The sequence below is a fragment of the Pseudoalteromonas sp. AS84 genome (assembly GCF_038900255.1).
Taxonomy (GTDB): Bacteria; Pseudomonadota; Gammaproteobacteria; order Enterobacterales; family Alteromonadaceae; genus Pseudoalteromonas.
The window spans coordinates 113,068-131,429 of record NZ_JBBMQY010000004.1; the positions used below are offsets into that span (position 1 = coordinate 113,068).

Annotated in this window: 18 protein-coding genes; 3 read left to right on the forward strand and 15 right to left on the reverse strand. The window is 37.5% G+C overall.

What is annotated here, in order from left to right; all coding sequences use genetic code 11:
• Positions 1-35: 35 nt before the first annotated feature.
• From WNY79_RS06260 to WNY79_RS06300, 9 genes are all read right to left on the reverse strand, one after another.
• Positions 36-482 carry an Hsp20 family protein gene (locus WNY79_RS06260; RefSeq protein WP_007585496.1) on the reverse strand — a complete coding sequence of 149 codons (447 nt, stop codon included), beginning with the start codon at positions 480-482 and terminating at the stop codon, positions 36-38.
• A 229-nt stretch (positions 483-711) separates the two neighbouring features.
• Positions 712-1,242 (reverse strand): redoxin domain-containing protein, encoded by a 531-nt coding sequence (locus WNY79_RS06265; protein ID WP_024598195.1) that lies wholly within the window; start codon positions 1,240-1,242, stop codon positions 712-714.
• A gap of 113 nt (positions 1,243-1,355) precedes the next feature.
• On the reverse strand, positions 1,356-2,753 hold the full coding sequence (locus WNY79_RS06270) for a sigma-54 dependent transcriptional regulator (protein WP_342875404.1): 1,398 nt from the start codon (positions 2,751-2,753) through the stop codon (positions 1,356-1,358).
• Positions 2,754-2,762: 9 nt separating this feature from the next.
• Positions 2,763-3,137 (reverse strand): Hpt domain-containing protein, encoded by a 375-nt coding sequence (locus WNY79_RS06275; RefSeq protein WP_002958476.1) that lies wholly within the window; start codon positions 3,135-3,137, stop codon positions 2,763-2,765.
• A gap of 108 nt (positions 3,138-3,245) precedes the next feature.
• A complete protein-coding gene (locus WNY79_RS06280; protein WP_231616766.1) occupies positions 3,246-4,058 on the reverse strand; it encodes an EAL domain-containing protein in 813 nt (270 codons plus the stop codon).
• Positions 4,059-4,484: 426 nt separating this feature from the next.
• Positions 4,485-4,775: a hypothetical protein gene (locus WNY79_RS06285; protein ID WP_002958474.1), complete on the reverse strand. Its 291-nt coding sequence runs from the start codon at positions 4,773-4,775 to the stop codon at positions 4,485-4,487.
• 689 nt (positions 4,776-5,464) lie between these two features.
• A complete protein-coding gene (locus WNY79_RS06290; protein WP_342875405.1) occupies positions 5,465-8,275 on the reverse strand; it encodes a PAS domain S-box protein in 2,811 nt (936 codons plus the stop codon).
• Positions 8,268-8,879, reverse strand: coding sequence for an isochorismatase family cysteine hydrolase (locus tag WNY79_RS06295; RefSeq protein ID WP_342875406.1), 612 nt, complete (start codon positions 8,877-8,879; stop codon positions 8,268-8,270). Before WNY79_RS06295 ends, WNY79_RS06290 begins: the two co-directional genes overlap by 8 nt.
• Before the next feature lie 22 nt (positions 8,880-8,901).
• A complete protein-coding gene (locus WNY79_RS06300) occupies positions 8,902-9,939 on the reverse strand; it encodes a response regulator (RefSeq protein WP_076924791.1) in 1,038 nt (345 codons plus the stop codon).
• Positions 9,940-10,195: 256 nt separating this feature from the next.
• Between WNY79_RS06300 and WNY79_RS06305 the strand changes: the two genes are divergently transcribed.
• The 3 genes from WNY79_RS06305 (at position 10,196) to WNY79_RS06315 (ending at position 13,289) form a co-directional block, all read left to right on the forward strand.
• Positions 10,196-10,459 carry a GrxA family glutaredoxin gene (locus tag WNY79_RS06305; protein WP_002958470.1) on the forward strand — a complete coding sequence of 88 codons (264 nt, stop codon included), beginning with the start codon at positions 10,196-10,198 and terminating at the stop codon, positions 10,457-10,459.
• A 160-nt stretch (positions 10,460-10,619) separates the two neighbouring features.
• Positions 10,620-12,464, forward strand: a complete 1,845-nt coding sequence (locus WNY79_RS06310; protein ID WP_342875407.1) for a DEAD/DEAH box helicase — start codon at positions 10,620-10,622, stop codon at positions 12,462-12,464.
• 489 nt (positions 12,465-12,953) lie between these two features.
• Positions 12,954-13,289: a hypothetical protein gene (locus WNY79_RS06315; protein ID WP_342875408.1), complete on the forward strand. Its 336-nt coding sequence runs from the start codon at positions 12,954-12,956 to the stop codon at positions 13,287-13,289.
• A gap of 76 nt (positions 13,290-13,365) precedes the next feature.
• On the opposite strand, the gene WNY79_RS06320 is transcribed toward WNY79_RS06315, so the two are convergent.
• The 6 genes from WNY79_RS06320 to WNY79_RS06345 form a co-directional block, all read right to left on the reverse strand.
• Positions 13,366-14,919: an AbgT family transporter gene (locus tag WNY79_RS06320; RefSeq protein WP_024598189.1), complete on the reverse strand. Its 1,554-nt coding sequence runs from the start codon at positions 14,917-14,919 to the stop codon at positions 13,366-13,368.
• 148 nt (positions 14,920-15,067) lie between these two features.
• On the reverse strand, positions 15,068-15,343 hold the full coding sequence (locus tag WNY79_RS06325) for a YfcL family protein (protein WP_002962183.1): 276 nt from the start codon (positions 15,341-15,343) through the stop codon (positions 15,068-15,070).
• Entirely contained in the window at positions 15,340-16,503 is a 1,164-nt protein-coding gene (locus tag WNY79_RS06330; protein WP_342875409.1) for an ATP-NAD kinase family protein, read from the reverse strand. Before WNY79_RS06330 ends, WNY79_RS06325 begins: the two co-directional genes overlap by 4 nt.
• Positions 16,493-17,047 carry an elongation factor P hydroxylase gene (locus tag WNY79_RS06335; RefSeq protein WP_342875410.1) on the reverse strand — a complete coding sequence of 185 codons (555 nt, stop codon included), beginning with the start codon at positions 17,045-17,047 and terminating at the stop codon, positions 16,493-16,495. The genes WNY79_RS06330 and WNY79_RS06335 overlap by 11 nt, the downstream gene beginning before the upstream one ends.
• Before the next feature lie 118 nt (positions 17,048-17,165).
• Positions 17,166-17,627, reverse strand: coding sequence for a zinc-ribbon domain containing protein (locus tag WNY79_RS06340; RefSeq protein WP_342875411.1), 462 nt, complete (start codon positions 17,625-17,627; stop codon positions 17,166-17,168).
• Positions 17,628-17,688: 61 nt separating this feature from the next.
• The gene (locus WNY79_RS06345) at positions 17,689-18,336 is read right to left on the reverse strand and encodes a glutathione S-transferase family protein (protein ID WP_342875412.1); all 648 of its coding nucleotides are present in this window, start codon (positions 18,334-18,336) and stop codon (positions 17,689-17,691) included.
• Positions 18,337-18,362 lie beyond the last annotated feature (26 nt).

Consider the following 18,362-nt stretch of genomic DNA (forward strand, 5'->3'; position numbering starts at 1 on the left):
GGCTAAATAATCAGGGGAATATGTACTTTAGAAGATTATTTACCTTCTATTAGATTGCTATTACCAATTTCTATTTTACGTGGTTTAAGTGCTTCAGGAATTTCACGCTGTAACTCTATGCTCAATAAGCCGTTAGCTAAATCGGCACCAAGTACTTTTACATGGTCTCCAAGCTGAAATTTACGTTCAAAGTTACGCTCTGCTATACCTTGATGAATAAACTTACGTTCATTATTTTCATCTTTGTTAGCTTTAATACCTGCAACTTTTAACGTGTTGTTTTCTGACTCAATGGTCAATTCACTATCACTAAAACCAGCAACGGCCATAGTGATTCTGTATTTGTCTTTATCGAGTGCTTCTATATTGTAAGGAGGAAAACTCGGCTGCTTGTCTGTATTAGCCGCCGCATCCATAAGTGATGCTAAATGTTCGAAGCCGATAAATGAACGATAAAGTGGTGATAAGTCTACTGTACGCATAATAATATCCTCATATTTAAGCGATATTTTGCATGTGCTTTTCTATTGAACAAGCTCAAGCAAAGTTTAATTAATAATATAAATTTCAATTGTTTAAGTTTAATTTAGGACCCATCAGGCGTCCTACTTAACTATATATGGACGGTAAAATTGTTTTCAAGTAAATTTATTAAAAATAAATAAAAAAGGCACTGAAGAGTGCCTTTTTTGAAACCATGTAGAATAAATACTATTTAATAAATGTGCCCCGGATTGGATAGTCGTTTTCTCTTGAAAACTTAATCCCACCTAGCAGTTGCTCTAAATCAGGACGAACAAACGGACTGTTTGATATATCGACCATTTGAAGCTGATTTTTTTCATTAAGCACATAGATTCCTGGTTCAGCAAATGGATGGTCAGTTTCTGCATCACTGCGAGGCTCGCTAATATGTAGCCCTAAATCAGTCATTTGTTCGATTGTTAAACCATAGTAAATCGGGAAGTTAATATCTATCTTTTCAAGATGCTTATTGAGCTGTTCATGACTATCACCACTTACAGCAACGACTTCAACTCCTGCTTCTTTAAAATCCTTATGTACTTTAGCAAGCTCGTTGAGTTGCGCAGTACATTTAGGGCAGTGCTGGCCTCGATAAACAACAATCATTTTCCATGGGGAATCACTTATTCTGTCGACTAAATCTATCTTTTTCTCGTCAACATCACTCACTACTAGTGATGGCATAATATCCGCAGGTTTTAAACTAGTGTTACTCATTGCGATCTCCTTTTACTGTTCCAGATTAAAAATTAATTTGCTCTTACCCATAGAGCTTAGGGTAACTTTTATTAATTCAACCTGAAAAGTGTAATTAAAAATCAATTATGACTTTAAGACCACCCTTTTATTTTTCTATAAATGGTAGATGCACTTACCCCTAAATAAGCAGCAGCAAGAGGAATATTGTCTTCGCAGCTTTTAATTGCATCTTCAATCGCCCTTTTTTCAACTTGCCATAGAGGTTCTATGTCGTGAACAGACATAGGAGATAATTGAACACTCTGCTCGTTTATATTGTGAATTGACTTAGATGAGCTCGAGTGCTTTACAGCACCTAGACCAAATGAATTTGGTAACATGTCCCTTTCAATTACATCGCCATCATTAATAACGACTGTATTTTCAATTACATTTTGCAGTTCGCGTATATTTCCTGGCCAATCATAGTTACAAAAAAGCGCTTTAACTTCATCAGAAAAGCCAATGAAATGCTTAGCGTTACTATCGCTTTTCTGTTTTAAGATATACTCAGCCAACAGTAATATATCATTTCCGCGCTCTCTTAAAGGCGGTAGCTTTACGGGGATAACATTTAAACGATAATATAAATCTTCTCTAAAGCGCCCTTCCGCAACCTCTATTATTGGGTTTCTGTTTGTTGCACATACTAAGCGAACATCGCTGTGTAATACTTCACTACTGCCAACCTTATTAAATATGCCTGTCTGTAAAAAGCGTAATAACTTAGCTTGTAAGTTAAGCTCCATTTCACACAACTCATCTAAAAATAACGTTCCACCGTTAGCTACCTCAACAGCGCCTTTTCGATCGCTTAGCGCACCACTAAATGCCCCTTTAACATGACCAAAAAATTCTGATTCAAATAACTCTGCAGGTATCGCAGCACAATTTATAGCGATAAATGGTCCTTTATTTCGGGGACTCGCATCATGAAGGGTCTGCGCACAAACTTCTTTACCTGTTCCACTTTCACCTGTAATAAATACACATGCTTTGCTTCTCGCGGCGCTATCTAGCAACCTAAAGACAGTTTTCATTGAGAGAGATTCACCAACAAAATCTTGGTTTTTATCGCTGCTTTCAACCAAGGGTTGCACTTTGATTTGCTCTTTAGGGGTAAACGCACTTTCAACTGAACTAATAAGTCGTTGACTTGTGAAGGGTTTTTCTAAAAAATCAAAGCCACCTAAACGCATAGCTTCCACAGCAATATCAATAGAGCTATTAGAGGTGATCATGACTACATTGGCTGGATTTTTTTGTTTATTTACAAATTGTAAAACTTCTAGCCCACTTATATCAGGCAAGCATACATCTTGTACTATAACCGCAGGCATTTTTTCTTTAATACCAACCAAAGCAGAATAGCCATCAGCGAAATGCTTACATTCGAAACCTGCTTGCTCAAGCTGACTTGCGTACAAAGCACCACTTGCAATGCTATCCTCAACGATGTAAACGAGGCCTTTATTTATCGTATCTGACACGGCTTTCTCCTAGATAGCTATACTATTACTCATTATTTGATATGCATCCCGGGTTTTATCCAAGTTATGCTTAATAACAAGTGCTGCGTGCAAGTTTTCTTCTGTAGTTGGTGGTGGTGAATCGTGTAACTGTGTTGCCAATGCAGCCAGAGGAGCAGCTCCATATAAAGCAGCCGAGTTTTTTAAAACATGCATCACTTCTTTAATTTTTATAATATCTTCACGAGTAATTGCCGTATCTAATTGGTTCGCCATAGTAACTAATTCATCGATAAATAAGTTTATCAGTCGAGCTAAAACGTTTATTCCAACATCCTTTTCAAGTTGGGTTAATACATTTAGTTCGGTAATACTTTTATCGATAAACTGCTCTGATATAGGCATAGATAACCTTTGTGTAAGTTTAAGCTTCGTACACTAATAACATGTAGGGGTTGTAGTTTAAGAGTAATTTGTTTTTTGCATTTTGCAAATCAAAATGAATATAAACAGTTAAAGAGCCCAGGTATCAATACTTTTGGTTAATGTTTGTGGCTTATCGAGCAAATATCCTTGAGCGATATCACAACCAAGTTGCTCTAATATTTGTAATTGCTCATTCTCTTCAATTCCTTCTGCTACGGTTTGTAAACCCAATCGCTGAGCCATTGCAATTATTGCGCTGCATAGCGTAAAGTCTTCATTATTAGTTGAAATCCCACTAACAAAACTGCGATCAATTTTTAATCCGTCAATATTAAATTGACGAAGCAGACCTAAAGACGCGTACCCGGTGCCAAAATCATCTATCCACACTTTTACGCCTTCTTTATGGAAGTTTTCAAATGCTTTAGCTATTTTTTCAGGGCTATGGATTAGCGCTGTTTCCGTTAATTCTACTTTGATAGCCTGTGGTGGTATTTGATACTTCTCAAGCAAGTACATTACTTTTGAAAAAACATCCCCATCTAAAATTTGTACCGGTGAAATATTCAAAGAAACAGAAATGTCTGTCATACCAAAATGTCGCATATGTTTTAAATCGGATAAACACTGCTCAAAAATCCAGTCACCTAATTCTAAAATCATTCCCGATTGCTCTACATGAGGTATAAATTCATCAGGGCCTACAACTCCAAAACGCGGTGATTGGCATCTTACTAATGACTCAAAGCCGACCAGCTTTCCAGTCCCTAACGATACAAGCGGTTGATAAACCATTTTAAAATAATTATTTTGCATTGCATCAGTCATGATTCTTTCTAACTCATGCCATCTTGCGAGGTTAACTGGACTTTCTGATTCTAGGTATTTAAATGCATTCATGATCTGCTCCGATTTTCACCCTTAGTGACTTGTATAGTTAACAGCAAGTTACAGACCACTTTTCAAAAATAAAACACAAAGTAAAACACAATTAATTCAATTGGTTACATTTTTTGAGTTTAGTCTTAAAATTTTTTACTGTTATTTGCATTTTGCAATTCAGTTTGCAATGCAACTAAATTGATAGATGAGCGTTTATTTAAGCCTAACAAGTAAGAAGGTGGAAGTTGGTTATAATTGACTAAGAATTGGAGTTAATCATTGAAGGTATGCACAAGAGAAGATTCAATAAAATAGGCTAGGTTACATACAATCTAAATTTAAAAACATATAGCTAATTTTATAAGTAGGAACGAAAATTGAAAATGACAGTAAGAAATATAAAAAAACGCAGGCAACAATAAATTATTACCTGCGCAAAAGTCTCTAGTTTGAAAGAGTGTCGTTATTTTCGTTTTTGGATGCTGTTACATTTTGTGCGTAATTTATATTTTGCGAATCAAATGTATTACTCATAGACTGTGCATTTTCAACATCAGCTTGTGTAAAAGTAATAGGCTGTATATCCGCTAACGGCTCTAAAGAAGCGCTGCCACGTAAAACTGTTATACCGATAACTAAAGTAGCAACAAGCAAAATGGACAAAACCATAATTTCAGGTGTAAGTACCCAGTTGTTACCTTTAGGTTGTTGTTTAGCTTTTGTGTTTGTTTGCATATTGCACCCCTTAAAATTTAACTAATTCATCTCGGTTTGATATCTAACTTGTTGCGAAAGCCATGCCAACCAAACAATAATTTATAAAAAAATAAAATAACCAATAAAATTAATCCTTTAAAATAAATTAATAAGCCATACCGGGAACTTAAAAGCAGTTCGGAACATCTTATTTTTATTTTGAATTGCAATTTGCGAATCAAATTGAAAAACCTAAAAAGAAACCATTAAATACTAATAAAAAATTACAAACTACGCTCAAAATACTAGTTTAACTTCTCTATTTATCAAGTTTTATACTACAAAACCTACTTTTTATATTAAGGTCTGTTGATCTTTGCAAATTAAAAGTTGTTCAAACTAGAGGCGGTTTAATCGCGACGTGTGGTTTGTAACCTAGTGGGCTCGATAACTACTCCTGCGTTATTCTACTGGCTTACATCCATGTAATAATAAGTAAAACCGAGCAAAGCTTCCGCATCCTGCTCACGCCCCTTATCTACATCCATGTAAGCAACAAGGAGTAAGTAGCCCCTAGGAAGAACCCTTTGGGTAGCGCCTGTTTGGCATTAATACTACGTTATCGCACATTTAAAGGGAGTACTGCATAGGCTCTGCCTTGCCTAAATACCAAACAGACTACTGCAAATTTAACCCTAAAAGTTCAACAGACCCTAGCTTTCGATTGCTCAACCCAGCTTTTCCCACACTTGCGCTAAACGAGTTAGCTTTAAATCTTTAGGTTCAACAACGTGCTCTGGTGCATATGTATCAAGTAATAGATAAAGCGTTTCACTTACTATTGGTTTAGCTAAATAATCATCCATCCCCGCTTCTATAAATCGCTCTTTATCACCATGAATCGCATTAGCTGTGAGTGCTATTATAGGAGTTTCTATACCTAATTCCCTGATTGCTTTAGTTGCTGAAATCCCATCAAGTATTGGCATTTGTATGTCCATAAAAATAATATCAATTTTATCGTTTTTCGCCTTAGTTATTGCCTCTTGCCCATCGCTAGCAATATGTACCCGGCAACCTTTTTGTTCTAAAAACTCCCTTATTACTATTTGATTATTAGTATTATCTTCAGCAACCAGTACATTGACCCCATTCAACTGAGTTAACCCTGGAGGGCTTTCTAATGCATCTTTTTGTTCGCGATTAGTAAATATAATATCTAAATGAAATAACTGCTCTTCCAATAAACTAATTGCTCGCGGTACATGGGAAACTTTAAATGGGCCATTTAGCCTAAGCTCTCTGTCGTTAATATTTTGCGGTAATAAGCTTTCACCTTGTAAATCTATGAGGAGTAAACACGGTGAATTAAGTGAGTTATATGTGTTTATACGCTCACGTGTTTGGGTTAATATTTGTGGGTTAGTTAATACTATTGCATCTGGAAAGTTATTGTATTCGGGTCTTTTTGGACATATTTCATAGTGTTCAAAAGCAATAGAATACCGTGTGAGCGTGTGCTCCAGCGCTATTTTTAGGACTTGGTTACTACCTATAATCCATACTTTTGGTTTTTTACTTCGTGCTGCAAACCCTTCTCTTAATATTGAATCGGTTGTGTCTATTTGTAATGGATAATTGACGATAAACTCACTCCCTTTATTGAGCTCAGAACTAACTGAAATATCTCCTCCTACCACATCACAGATTTGCTTACATATCGCAAGCCCCAAGCCACTGCCGCCATGTTTTCGAGTAATTGAATTATCGGATTGAATAAAAGGCATAAACATACTTTCAATTTTATTTTTTGCAATCCCCATTCCGGTGTCTTTCACAGATAAATGAAGATTTAAATTATTACCTTTGATGTGAGTGCACCTAACAGTGACCGTTATTACGCCATGCTGAGTAAACTTAATCGCATTGGCTAATAAATTTATAACTATTTGCCTTACACGTGCATGATCACCAATTACTTGAGCGGGGACATCAGGATAAAAATCAAAAATAACCTCAAGCCTTTTTTGCAAAGCGCTTTGGGTAATGATATCGATCGCTTCTTCGATACACGTATCAATACTAAATGGCTGATTATCGAGTGTTATGGCTTGTGCTTCAAAACGCGAATACGTTAATACATCGTCCAATACACTCAGTAGTGCATCAGAGCTTGTTTTAATCATTTGTGTATAACGCATTTGCTCAGAAGTTAAACCGGTATGATGCAAAATATCTGCAGAGCCAATCACAGCATTTAATGGGGTGCGAATTTCATGACTAATATTTGCCATAAATCGGCTTTTTGACTCAGCTAATGTTTCTGCCTGATGTTTAGCTTCAAGTAATATTTGCTCGCTTTCTATACGTTCCTGTATATCAACAAGTGTTGCAGCAATAGATGATAAATCACTTTCATAGCCACCCACAATTGGAGTGAGAGTAATTTCAACCCAATTATTTATACCTTGTGCGTTAATTAAACGTATATCAAAGCGACGTATATCACGCTTACCTTGGTTATAATCAAGCAAAGTACTACTAATTTTTTCTACATCTTCTTTTGCTATAAACTTAATTATAGGCAAGCCAAGGCTCTCATTTACATTGCTTTGCAGGACCCGTTGCCATGCTTGATTTATAAATAGTAAATTGCCAAATGTATCAAGGCGTAAAACAATATCAGGAATATTATCTACGACAGAGTGGTAGTTATATTCTATCTCTGCCATTGCTTGTTCAGCTTTAACTCGTTGCGTAATATTCGTTTCTATAGCGATAAAATGCTTTACTTGGCCTTCATCATCTCGCACCGGGTTTGCATCAATAGCAACCCAATAAACGTTACCATTTTTATCGTAATTTATAGTTTCAACTTGAAAAGGAAGCCCATTTCTTACAGCGTGAGACATAACCTTACGGCTTTTTTCACATGTCTTTGGCCCTTGTAGCAATTGGCCTGGGCTAGTGCCTACAACCTCATCACAGGTGAAACCTGTAAGTACTTCAAAACTTTTGTTAACCCACTCAATTACACCAAATTTATCTGTAATAATTACTAAGTTATTTGTATGGCTCGCTACGAGCGATAAACGTTTTACATATTTTTGTTGTTGGGTTAGCAAAAATTGAGAATCTTTATGGCGTTGTATGTCATAGAACGAGCCTATAAAACCGCTTTTCTCATCATAAACCAATCTCAGCTCAAACCAGTTCATGAGTCCAAGACTATTTTTTATTTGTATTTCTACACTGGGAGCCTGCTTGCCTTCAAGCAGACAGCAACTGTATGCGACAAAATGCATAATATCTTCACAATTCATTAGTTTAGTAATGTTAGAGCCAATTAATGAATCGTTTGAATAACCTAGTTTCTTCTCCCAAGCTTCATTAATATAAGTGAAATTTAAATGCTTATCGCACTCAAAAATACACTCATCTAAAATAGCTAATAACTTTGCCTGACGTCGATTACTATTGGAGAGTTTTTCAACCAGCGCATACTGGATTTGCACTTGTAGTTCATCATTTTTATCCATGCCCTCTCCAATGCTTTATAAAAGTATCACTCTCACAAACACTTGCATAAAGGGGGAAAACCTCTTCACAGTAAAATGTTTGTTCAAAAGGAGTGCGGCTCGATGTGCAGTCGCTTAAAATGGCAACATTAAAACCCAGCTCAACAGCGGTGCGTGCAGTTGAATCAATACAGATAGAAGTCACAGTACCCGCTAAGATTATATTGGTTACGCCATGTTTTTTTAATTTGCTGGCCAAAGCAGTATGTGTAAAAGCATTTAAACCTCTTTTTCCAGGTACAACTTCTATAATATTATTAAAGGGGTCTAGCTGCTCTATTGTTTGAGCGCCATAGGAGCCAGCTTTAAATGCACCTACATCGGCAATTACTTTTAATATACTAATCGGGTTTTTTAGCTCACTGTAATTTTGCGTAAAATGAATAGGTGTATTAACAACTAAAGCAAAATGCTTTGCACAAGAAGTTAATAAAGAGACTGTATTTTCTACAACACCAGTAATTCTTGATGATTCCTCAACCACGTCATATAAAATACCTTTTGGGGAAAAATAGTCATTTTGAAATCCAATTAAAACAAGTGCTGTTGTAGATAAATCATCCATAGCCCTCTCCTTATTAATCAATTTAAGATGCTATCTGCCAAGGTTTAATAAACTTCTCAAGTACTGCTTTTGTCACTGGTTTTTGTAAATAGTGAGTTATTCCTTTTTCAAATAACCCAGCTATTTCATCATCCCCTGTTAGCCCTGTTAAAATAACTTTAGGTGTGTTGTTGTTAGGAGTATTTTCCCTAACTAATTGCTGCGCAACATCACTACCAAACATTCCTGGCATGCGCTCATCTAAAAGCAGTAAGTCAAATGATTCATTCTGGGCGAGGGTCAAAGCGCTAGCACCATTTTCTGCACATGTTACTAAACAGCCCAGCATTTCAAGCATTACCTTTGTAGCAATTTGGCTCGGTAAGCTGTCATCCGCAACCAATACCGACAAACGTGTTTGCGTGTGAAATGTTGTTAAAATAGTAATTAAATCAGTATCAAAAAATGGCCAACCCAATATTTTTTTAGATAATTTATGAGCTTGACTTAACTCATTAATGTCGTTAATTGTGCACAACTTTATGTGTGTATTTAAACTGTCACTATTCAACCTATCTATTAACGCGTTACCACTAAGGTGGCGTAAATCTTCTAGCTGTACCGACTCTCTAAAGTTACTATTAAATAATTTAAAATTTAAACCAAAACGGTTATGAGTATTGGCCGACATTTTTAAGCAGCTTTTAAGTAACGCCTCACAATCAGTTAAAACGTCTACATTCTGGGTAATATCAAGCGCTAAACTAACTGATTCTTTTGTAGCTAAAAGTCCGTGGAAATCGAATATATTTACTTGTTCAGAATCATCAATTTGGTAATGAAAACTAATCCCTTGGATATTTGCTTCAAGCGTAAGTAAAAAGCTCTCTTTTGTAGAAGCCAGCGCCGGTATAAGAAACTCTTCGCATTGCGCAATCATATGCTCAATCGGAATTTGCAAACAGACGTAGTTACATTGCAGCTTATTGATTAAGGTAATAGAGAAATTTCGATTTTGGGTTTCACAATATTTACCTATTATCCCTTGGATAATTTCTAAAACGTGACTATTAATATTCATAAAGTACTCTTGTTAACCCAATGTATGGCTCTATATCATCAAGTTGTGTGCCACAAATTAATTCTTGTAAACACACTTGCATTCATAGACTTAAGTATTAGACAGGCGCGCTTTAGTTCCTCATTCGCATTTTGCAAATCATATTGCTATGCATAATATGATTTATGATTTTATTAGAATGGTGCAATCGATTTTTTTCGCTTTAAATAATTTTTTAATCATTTAAACTGATATTAATCAAATTGAGGAGAAAACTATGCTAACTGTAATTTTTGGCCGTGAAGGCTGTCCATTTTGTGTTCGTGCGAAAGATGTGGCTGAGCAACTATCAAATGAACGTGATGACTTTAAATTTCGTTACATCGATATAATTAAGGAAGGTATAAGTAAAGCCGATCTTGAAAAGTCAGCGGGTAAGCCTTGCCCAACAGTTCCACAAATTTTTGTAGATCAAACACACGTTGGTGGGTTTACCGAATTTGAAGCTTACGCAAAAGAAAACCTAGGCTTGTATAAGTAAGCTTTGTATCAAATTTGTTAACCAGTTTAATAAAGCTCAAATTAGACTGGTTAAATTTCGACCAACATCAAACACATACAAATTAGTTTCAATTTATACAAGCATTTGCCTCGCGAATCCTATATAATGCGCGCCTCTTTAAATTCGTTGAGGCGTATTAATGTCAGAACCAGTCACGTTTGAATCTCTAAATCTTTCTCCTGCAATTTTGAAGGCAGTTGAAGAGTTGGGTTACAAGACACCATCTGAAATCCAAGCTCAATGTATACCGTTATTGCTAGAAAGAAAGGACGTACTGGGACTAGCTCAAACGGGTACAGGTAAAACCGCAGCATTTGCACTGCCATTACTAAATAATATTGACCCGTCTGTGAAACAGCCACAGATCCTTGTACTCACACCAACACGTGAGCTTGCGATCCAAGTTGCTGAGGCATTCGAACAATATGCTAAACATGTTCGTGGTATTGAAGTATTGGCACTATATGGTGGCCAAAGCTACAGTATCCAATTAAGCGCACTTCGTCGTGGCGCTCAGGTTATTGTTGCAACTCCAGGTCGTTTAATCGATCACATTAACCGTGGCACTATCAAGTTTGATGCTCTACAAGCACTTGTACTTGATGAAGCCGATGAAATGTTACGTATGGGCTTTATCGATGATGTAGAAAGCATCATGGAAAAAACACCGCGCGAAAAGCAAACATGTCTTTTCTCTGCGACTATGCCTAAGCAAATTCAAAACATCAGTAGCAAATATATGAACAATCCTGAACAGGTTCATATTTCTGCGCGTAACTCTACAGTATCATCTGTTGAGCAAGTGTTTTGGAATGCAAGCGTACATAAAAATAAAGCGATTGTTCGCTTCTTAGAAGCTGAACAGTATGAAGGTGCTATTGTTTTCGTACGTACGCGTAACGATACAGTACAACTTGCTGAGTTATTAGAGCGCGAAGGTTTCTCTGCAGCTCCACTTAATGGTGACATGAACCAGCAAGCACGTGAACGCACTGTAGAACGCTTAAAAAGCGGCATGCTAAATGTTGTTATCGCAACAGACGTTGCTGCTCGTGGTCTAGATGTTGACCGCTTAAGCTTAGTTATCAACTACGATATCCCACAAGATTCTGAAGCCTACGTTCACCGTATTGGCCGTACAGGTCGTGCTGGTCGTACTGGTAAAGCAATTTTATTCGTAAAACATAACGAACGTTATTTACTTAAAAATATCATTCGTCATACGAAGTCTGAAATTGCACAAGTTGAATTACCAACTGCAAAAATCGTTGAAGAAAAACGTATCGAAGCGTTACAAGCAAAATTAACTATTGCGCTTGAAAACAAAGACATCACGTTCTTCAATGAAGTAGCTACTAACATGGCTGAAAAGCTTGAACTTCCTCTTGAAAGCTTAGCGGGTGCGTTACTGTGTTTAGCACAGCAACAGTCTCCAATTAAAGTTGAAGAAGTTAAGATTCAACCTCGTGAACGTAACGAGCGTAACGACCGTAACCCACGTAATGACCGCAACGATCGTGGACGTCGTAACGAGCGTGGCGGCGAACGTGGTGGTGAGCGCGCTGAGCGTAAACCTCGCGAACGTAACAGCCGTGATGCAGGTCCTATGGATACTTACCGTATCGAAGTAGGTCGTGAACATGGTGTTCAGGTTAAAAATATTGTTGGCGCTATCGCTAACGAAGCTGACATCTCAAGCAAGTTTATTGGTGATATTCGTTTACACGACAATCACAGTACGGTTCAATTACCGCAAAACATGCCTAAAGATGTACTTGATCATTTCCAAAAAGTGTTTATTTGTAAACGTCCTATGGGCTTAACAATTACACAAGATCAAGGTCCTGCTGAACCACGCGGCGAGCGCTCTGAGCGCCCAGCTGGTGACAAAAAACGCAGCTTTAACAAAGATGACAGCGCGCGCGGTGATAAGCGTACCGGTCCTCGTAAAGAACGTCGCCCAGTGAGCTTCACAGCTAAATAAGCAACGACTCTTTAATAAAAAAACCTTGCCACGAAAGTGACAAGGTTTTTTTGTTTTTAAGCTGTTGCTACAATGAAAAAAGATAAACTTTCGCGTCAATTCAATAGCAGCTAGGGATAGTTTTTTTAGCCTGAGTTCGGGTTACTTAATGCCTATAAATACATTTCTCTGATTTTAAAATAACAAAAATTCTGTAAACTAGACAAAAGCTATAATTCACGGACGAATTAAAAATTGAAAAAGATTTACGACAACTTGCTCTTTGTAGCAATAGTACTCCCGATTTTATTATGCATCACTATACCTATTTTAATGGACTTTACAGATCCACCATTCATCTCAAATGAACTATACGACGTTGTTTTCTTTATAACCCTCCCTATTATCTGTTGTGCACTATTTATCTATTTAAATATACTTATATTCAATAAATATAAACGCTGCAGTAAATATAGAGAATCACTCAAATACAATTTCTCAGATACTAAAATGAAATTAGCATCCATTTTCATGTACCCATTACCCCCTTTATTAATCTATGGAATACTTTATATTTTTATCTCTGATCCTATTAAATTATGGGCTTACTACACGCAGGGCGACTATTGGTATAAAGAATACATCCTGACCGATGTACAAGAGTGTGGCACTGAGTATGAAGATAGCTGTACTCGTTTATACTTCAAAGACCCTAAAACGAATAAAATTCATGATTTTAGGTGGTATGACGATAAGTCTACAATAATGAACAACAAAAATGATTATGTGTACATTGTTGGAGAGGCCAGCTTATTTGGCTATATAGTGAGAGATTTAGAGAGGTAACTTAGACTTACTTTTACATTACAGGACTTTTATTTAAAAACCTCACTCAAGTGAGTGAGGTTCATAAAGGTTTAGGTTAAGGTAATGCTGGATAAATGTAGCTTGCATCTAAACCTAAAGGAATACCAAGTGCCCAATAACCTAATAAAAAGATACTCCAGCCAATCATAAAGGCGATTGAGTACGGTAGCATAATAGCAATTAAAGTACCTATACCTGTGCCTTTGACATACTTTTGACAGTACACCACCACTAATGGAAAATAAGGCATTAACGGTGTAATAATATTAGAACTTGAGTCACCTACACGATAAGCGGCTTGAGTTAAGTCTGGCGAAATGCCAAGTTGCATTAACATCGGTACAAAAATAGGGCCAAGTAACGCCCATTTTGCTGAACTTGAACCTACAAACAAGTTAACAAAGCCTGTTAAAAAGATAATGCCCACAACCGTTACTGCACTTGGCAATTCCATTGCCTTTAATAACTGCGCACCTTCGATTGCGAGTAATGCACCTAAATTTGATTTACTAAATGCAGCAATAAATAGCGAACAGAAAAACGCCATGACGATATAATATGCCATGCCACTCATCGCTTTACTCATAGCATCAATCATGTCTTTTGAAGTTTTAAAGGTACCTACCGTAAAACCATATACAGTGCCTGGAATCCAAAAAAGTAAAAATATTAGTGGGACAATTGATTGCATTAAAGGAGAGCTGAAATTAGTAAGGGATCCGTCACTACTGCGCATTGCAGAATCGTCTGGAGCAGATACAAATGCTAATAACGCAAGTCCTGCAATCATTACTGTACTGGCTATATAAAAAGCACGTTTTTCATCACTACGTGCATCTTCAAATACAGGTAAATCCTCTTTAGCGCCATCAACCGCGGTTTTTTGCAAACGTGGTTCAATAATTTTATCGGTAATGTACCAGCCTAATGCCACAATAAATAAGCTAGATGCTGAAGCAAATGCCCAGTTATTTAACGGGTTAATTGTCATTGCAGGATTAATTATTTGCGCCGCACTTTGGGTAAAACTTTGTAGCAATGGGTCGATACCCGATGGAATAAAGTTAGCCCCAAAACCACCACTGACTCCTGCAAATGCAGCTGCAATACCCGCAAGCGGATGGCGTCCTGCGGCGTAAAAAATCACACCGGCAAGTGGAATAACTAATACATAACCTGCGTCAGTAGCGGTATGGCTCACAATGGCCACTAAAATGATTGAAGGCGTTAATAGCTTTTTAGGAGTGACTTTAAGCATTAACTTAAGGCCGGTATTAATAAAGCCCGAATGCTCTGCAACGCCCACACCTAACATAGCCACTAAAACGACACCTAAGGGAGCGAAGCCAGTAAAGGTTTTTACCATAGAGGATAAAAAGGTAGCGAGCGAATCACTTGCCAGCATATTATTAATGATAATCGCTTCACCGGTACGTGGGTCTATTGCATCAAAACTCACGCCTGAAAACCACCACGACAAAAACCAAATTAATAACATTGCAAATAGAAATATTACGGCTGGATCAGGAAGCTTATTTCCTACTCGCTCAACAAAATTTAAAAAACGCGCTACAACCCCTGAAGGTAAAGCGTCTTGATTATTATTCATTCTTATTGTTCCTAAAATTTATTTTAGTAACAATATCGCATAAAAACAAAACAGTAAATTAACATAAAAATCTACTTTAAAGTTTCGGGCACAAAAAAACACGATAGTGATAAACAAATCGTGTTTTTATATTGTGCTAAAAAAGGTGTTAAGCGAGTGCTTTAACTTCTTCCCATAGGCGAGCAACTAATGTTTTATCTTCTTCATTAAGCTCACCGTTGCGATATGCTTTAACTAAGCTTTGCTCTACAGTTTCGTTTAGCTCATCTATACTGATTGTCAGCTTTTCTACTTCGGCATAACCAACTGCAAGATCAAAATGACCTCGTAAATAGCCGCCTGCAAATAACTCATCGTCAGTTGCTTTTATTACTAAATCATCGAAGTACTGCTGGGCTGCATCGATATAGTTCACTAAACTCATTTATTAATCTCCTGGTTTTGCAAAGCACCTGTATTTTCAATGTTGTGGTGCCCTACTGCATACATAATATGGTCGTTAAATCCGGTGGTTACTTTAATATAACCGGTTAATTCATCATCTAATTCGCCATCGCCTGTATCACAAATAAGGGGACGACCATTAAGCGCTTGTAGTTTAGTTTTTGTTGCTACTACAATAATATTTTCTTTGCCAATTGCACGTATAAGCGCAGGGCTCAATTGCTGGTTACCACGGCCAAATATATGCCCTTGCCCGCCAATGAGCGTAATAACTAACTTAGTACTTTGCTCATGAGTAAGCTCAAATAGTTGCTTAGCCGTTAAATCTTGAGCAACTAAGGTTTGATCTTTTATTAAGTCAACACCAAGTAACGTATTCTCAAGCCCCATTTCTTCCATTATGGCTTCAACAGTTGAGCCGCTACCCATTATATAAAATGTGTCTTCATCCATTTGCGACACAACATGCGCTGCAATGTCGGCAAGTACGAGTTCGTCGGTTTCTTTACCGCCATTTTTAACCGCTTGCATATAACGTACTTCGCTAGGTGTTTGCATTTCGCCGTAGCGTTTGGCCTTTACTGTGCCTTGTCTGAAAGCATCTTCATCTATATCCATTACATCTGCATCGGCTAAGGTAACTAACTCACCCTTAACCAGCATTTCAACTACGCGCCCTGCAGCCTTTGGCGTAATAGCGTAAACACCAGAATGAATTTTACAACCTGCGGGAATACCAAGTACGGGAATAGTATCCTCGATTGCATGGCAAATATTACGCGCTGTACCGTCGCCTCCAGCAAATAAAACTAAATCAACACCAAAGTCTTTAAGTACTTTTGCTGCTTGTTCTGTGTCATCTGGGGTTGTTATTACTGCAGAGTTGTATACAACCTCTACCTTAAAGCCCAAAGCTTTTGCTGTTTGCTCACCCATGTCACCGTTAACGGTGTAAATGGTTAAACATTCTTTATAAGGCAATAGCACTTCAAGTGCTGCTTTTGTGCGGCTATTTGCTTTGGGTTCTGCACCTAATTCGATTGCTTTCGCGGCTGTGTGCGCGCCATCACTACCTTTTAAGGCAACTGTTCCGCCTAAACCCGCTACTGGGTTTACAATTAAACCTAATTTAAACGCCATTACAAAGCTCCTTTGGATGTTGCCAATTAAATTGCTGCGCTGTTAATGGCCACGGTGTATTGTAAAAATCACAGAGTGCTCTTAAAAGTGACTCTGTACGGGAGTTAAAACCATTTTCGATTAGCGATAATACCCGTGCATGTACTCGCTGCTGAAAATCAAACCGACACGTTTGCTCACCGTTTAAATTATCCACCGACACATTAAAATTAAACCCTGCTGCGGTGCTTAATAACCACTCAATAGCTTGGGGCTTTACTTCTACGTTTTCAAACTCAGCTTGTTTTTGTTTGTCGCGCCCATCAGGACAATACCAATAGCCGTAATCTTCTAATAACCGACGTGCATCCCCGGCCACCAGCCAGTGTGCTATTTCATGTAATGCACTGGCATAAAAACCATGCGCAAATACAACTTGGTGATATGGCACCTGCTCTGTTGCTGGTAAATACACAGGCTCACAATCGCCTTTTATCAGTCGTGTATTGTGACTTTGATAAAAAGTGCGCTCAAAAATTGAAATTAGATCAGCTATTTGATGCATAAAAATTGATTAATTCGTCTCGGTTACAGCGCCATATTAGCGCACTAAAAACGAGACGAATTGTACGGGCTTTTACAACTAAAGTAAAAATAAGGCGGGATAGTAAAATATAAGCGGATTAATCTTTCACTTTATTGATATTTTTAATAATACCTAAACAGTAAAGCGTATTGGCAAGTTCTTTACGCTGTGTTTTTTCACTTGAGGTTTTATTGGCTAAGCTAGTTAACATATCGTACCGTTTACGTAGAGTTAGTATATATCTGGCATGCTTACGGCATTCAAAACAACGTGTACAGTGTGAATCGACCCAAAAATCAAGTACCTCAAACCAATATTGCTGCTCTTGAGCAAAAAAAATAAATGCCTTAGAGCAAGTCTCGCACTGCACCTCAATATCAACATAGAGTATTCGGGGGTCAATGGCATAGTTTTGCTTTTTTATATCTGCCAATATTACCGTATTAGGGAAGTATTTAAGCCTCGAGTAACGCCAGTGCGCATTCTCTATCGCCTCTATTGTCACTGAGGTAATGGTAGTTATCGGTTTATTGCCATACCTTGGGTGATTTAGATACATGAGCTGCCTAGTTTAAACTTATGATTTTAAGGCATAGAACATGCCATATGAAAAACAATAATTATACAGGCGTTCCTGCTTCATCACACTCTACAATATCGGTTTCGGTTAATGCCTGAATGATCCATACTTGCAATACGGGGCAACGCATAACAAAGTCACAATATTGCTGCGCCTCTGGCGATAACGTAATTTGATAGGTTTTTAAGCGCAGTACAACAGGCACATACATGGCATCAGCAATACTAAAGTCACCAAAAAACCACTCATTTGGAAACACATTTTGTTGCTGTGCAAATATCTCGTCTATACGGGCTATGTCTTTTAGTGCTTCGCTCGATAGTTCTACTTTACGGGTTGCTCTTATATTCATTGGCATTTCACTGCGCAGTGACATAAAGCCCGAATGCATTTCAGCACTTAGCGCACGCGCTTTAGCTCTTTGGGTAATATATTTTGGCCATGCAGCGCCTGATAAGTAAGCATCGTTAATATATTCACAAATTGCTAGCGAATCCCATACCTGTAAATCGCCATCAATTAACGCTGGGACTTTTTGCAAAGCAAAGGTCTTTTTTAGTTCATTGTAAAAGTCAGGGGTGTCGAGTACTAGCTGGTTTTCACTAAACTCAACATCAAATTTACTCATTAAATACCATGCGCGTAATGACCAGCTAGAGTAGTTTTTATTACCGATAAATAATTGCATATTGTAGATACCAAAGTGAATAGACG

What these genes read in the sequence shown, in the direction of transcription:
- WNY79_RS06320 (WP_024598189.1), bottom strand. Translation starts at nt 14,919, where the DNA reads ATGAATAATAATCAAGACGCTTTACCTTCAGGGGTTGTAGCGCGTTTT.
- WNY79_RS06315 (WP_342875408.1), top strand. Translation starts at nt 12,954, where the DNA reads ATGAAATTAGCATCCATTTTCATGTACCCATTACCCCCTTTATTAATC.
- WNY79_RS06285 (WP_002958474.1), bottom strand. Translation starts at nt 4,775, where the DNA reads ATGCAAACAAACACAAAAGCTAAACAACAACCTAAAGGTAACAACTGG.
- WNY79_RS06325 (WP_002962183.1), bottom strand. Translation starts at nt 15,343, where the DNA reads ATGAGTTTAGTGAACTATATCGATGCAGCCCAGCAGTACTTCGATGAT.
- WNY79_RS06300 (WP_076924791.1), bottom strand. Translation starts at nt 9,939, where the DNA reads ATGAATATTAATAGTCACGTTTTAGAAATTATCCAAGGGATAATAGGT.
- WNY79_RS06340 (WP_342875411.1), bottom strand. Translation starts at nt 17,627, where the DNA reads ATGTATCTAAATCACCCAAGGTATGGCAATAAACCGATAACTACCATT.
- WNY79_RS06280 (WP_231616766.1), bottom strand. Translation starts at nt 4,058, where the DNA reads ATGAATGCATTTAAATACCTAGAATCAGAAAGTCCAGTTAACCTCGCA.
- WNY79_RS06310 (WP_342875407.1), top strand. Translation starts at nt 10,620, where the DNA reads ATGTCAGAACCAGTCACGTTTGAATCTCTAAATCTTTCTCCTGCAATT.
- WNY79_RS06265 (WP_024598195.1), bottom strand. Translation starts at nt 1,242, where the DNA reads ATGAGTAACACTAGTTTAAAACCTGCGGATATTATGCCATCACTAGTA.
- WNY79_RS06305 (WP_002958470.1), top strand. Translation starts at nt 10,196, where the DNA reads ATGCTAACTGTAATTTTTGGCCGTGAAGGCTGTCCATTTTGTGTTCGT.
- WNY79_RS06275 (WP_002958476.1), bottom strand. Translation starts at nt 3,137, where the DNA reads ATGCCTATATCAGAGCAGTTTATCGATAAAAGTATTACCGAACTAAAT.
- WNY79_RS06290 (WP_342875405.1), bottom strand. Translation starts at nt 8,275, where the DNA reads ATGGATAAAAATGATGAACTACAAGTGCAAATCCAGTATGCGCTGGTT.
- WNY79_RS06295 (WP_342875406.1), bottom strand. Translation starts at nt 8,879, where the DNA reads ATGGATGATTTATCTACAACAGCACTTGTTTTAATTGGATTTCAAAAT.
- WNY79_RS06345 (WP_342875412.1), bottom strand. Translation starts at nt 18,336, where the DNA reads ATGCAATTATTTATCGGTAATAAAAACTACTCTAGCTGGTCATTACGC.
- WNY79_RS06335 (WP_342875410.1), bottom strand. Translation starts at nt 17,047, where the DNA reads ATGCATCAAATAGCTGATCTAATTTCAATTTTTGAGCGCACTTTTTAT.
- WNY79_RS06330 (WP_342875409.1), bottom strand. Translation starts at nt 16,503, where the DNA reads ATGGCGTTTAAATTAGGTTTAATTGTAAACCCAGTAGCGGGTTTAGGC.
- WNY79_RS06260 (WP_007585496.1), bottom strand. Translation starts at nt 482, where the DNA reads ATGCGTACAGTAGACTTATCACCACTTTATCGTTCATTTATCGGCTTC.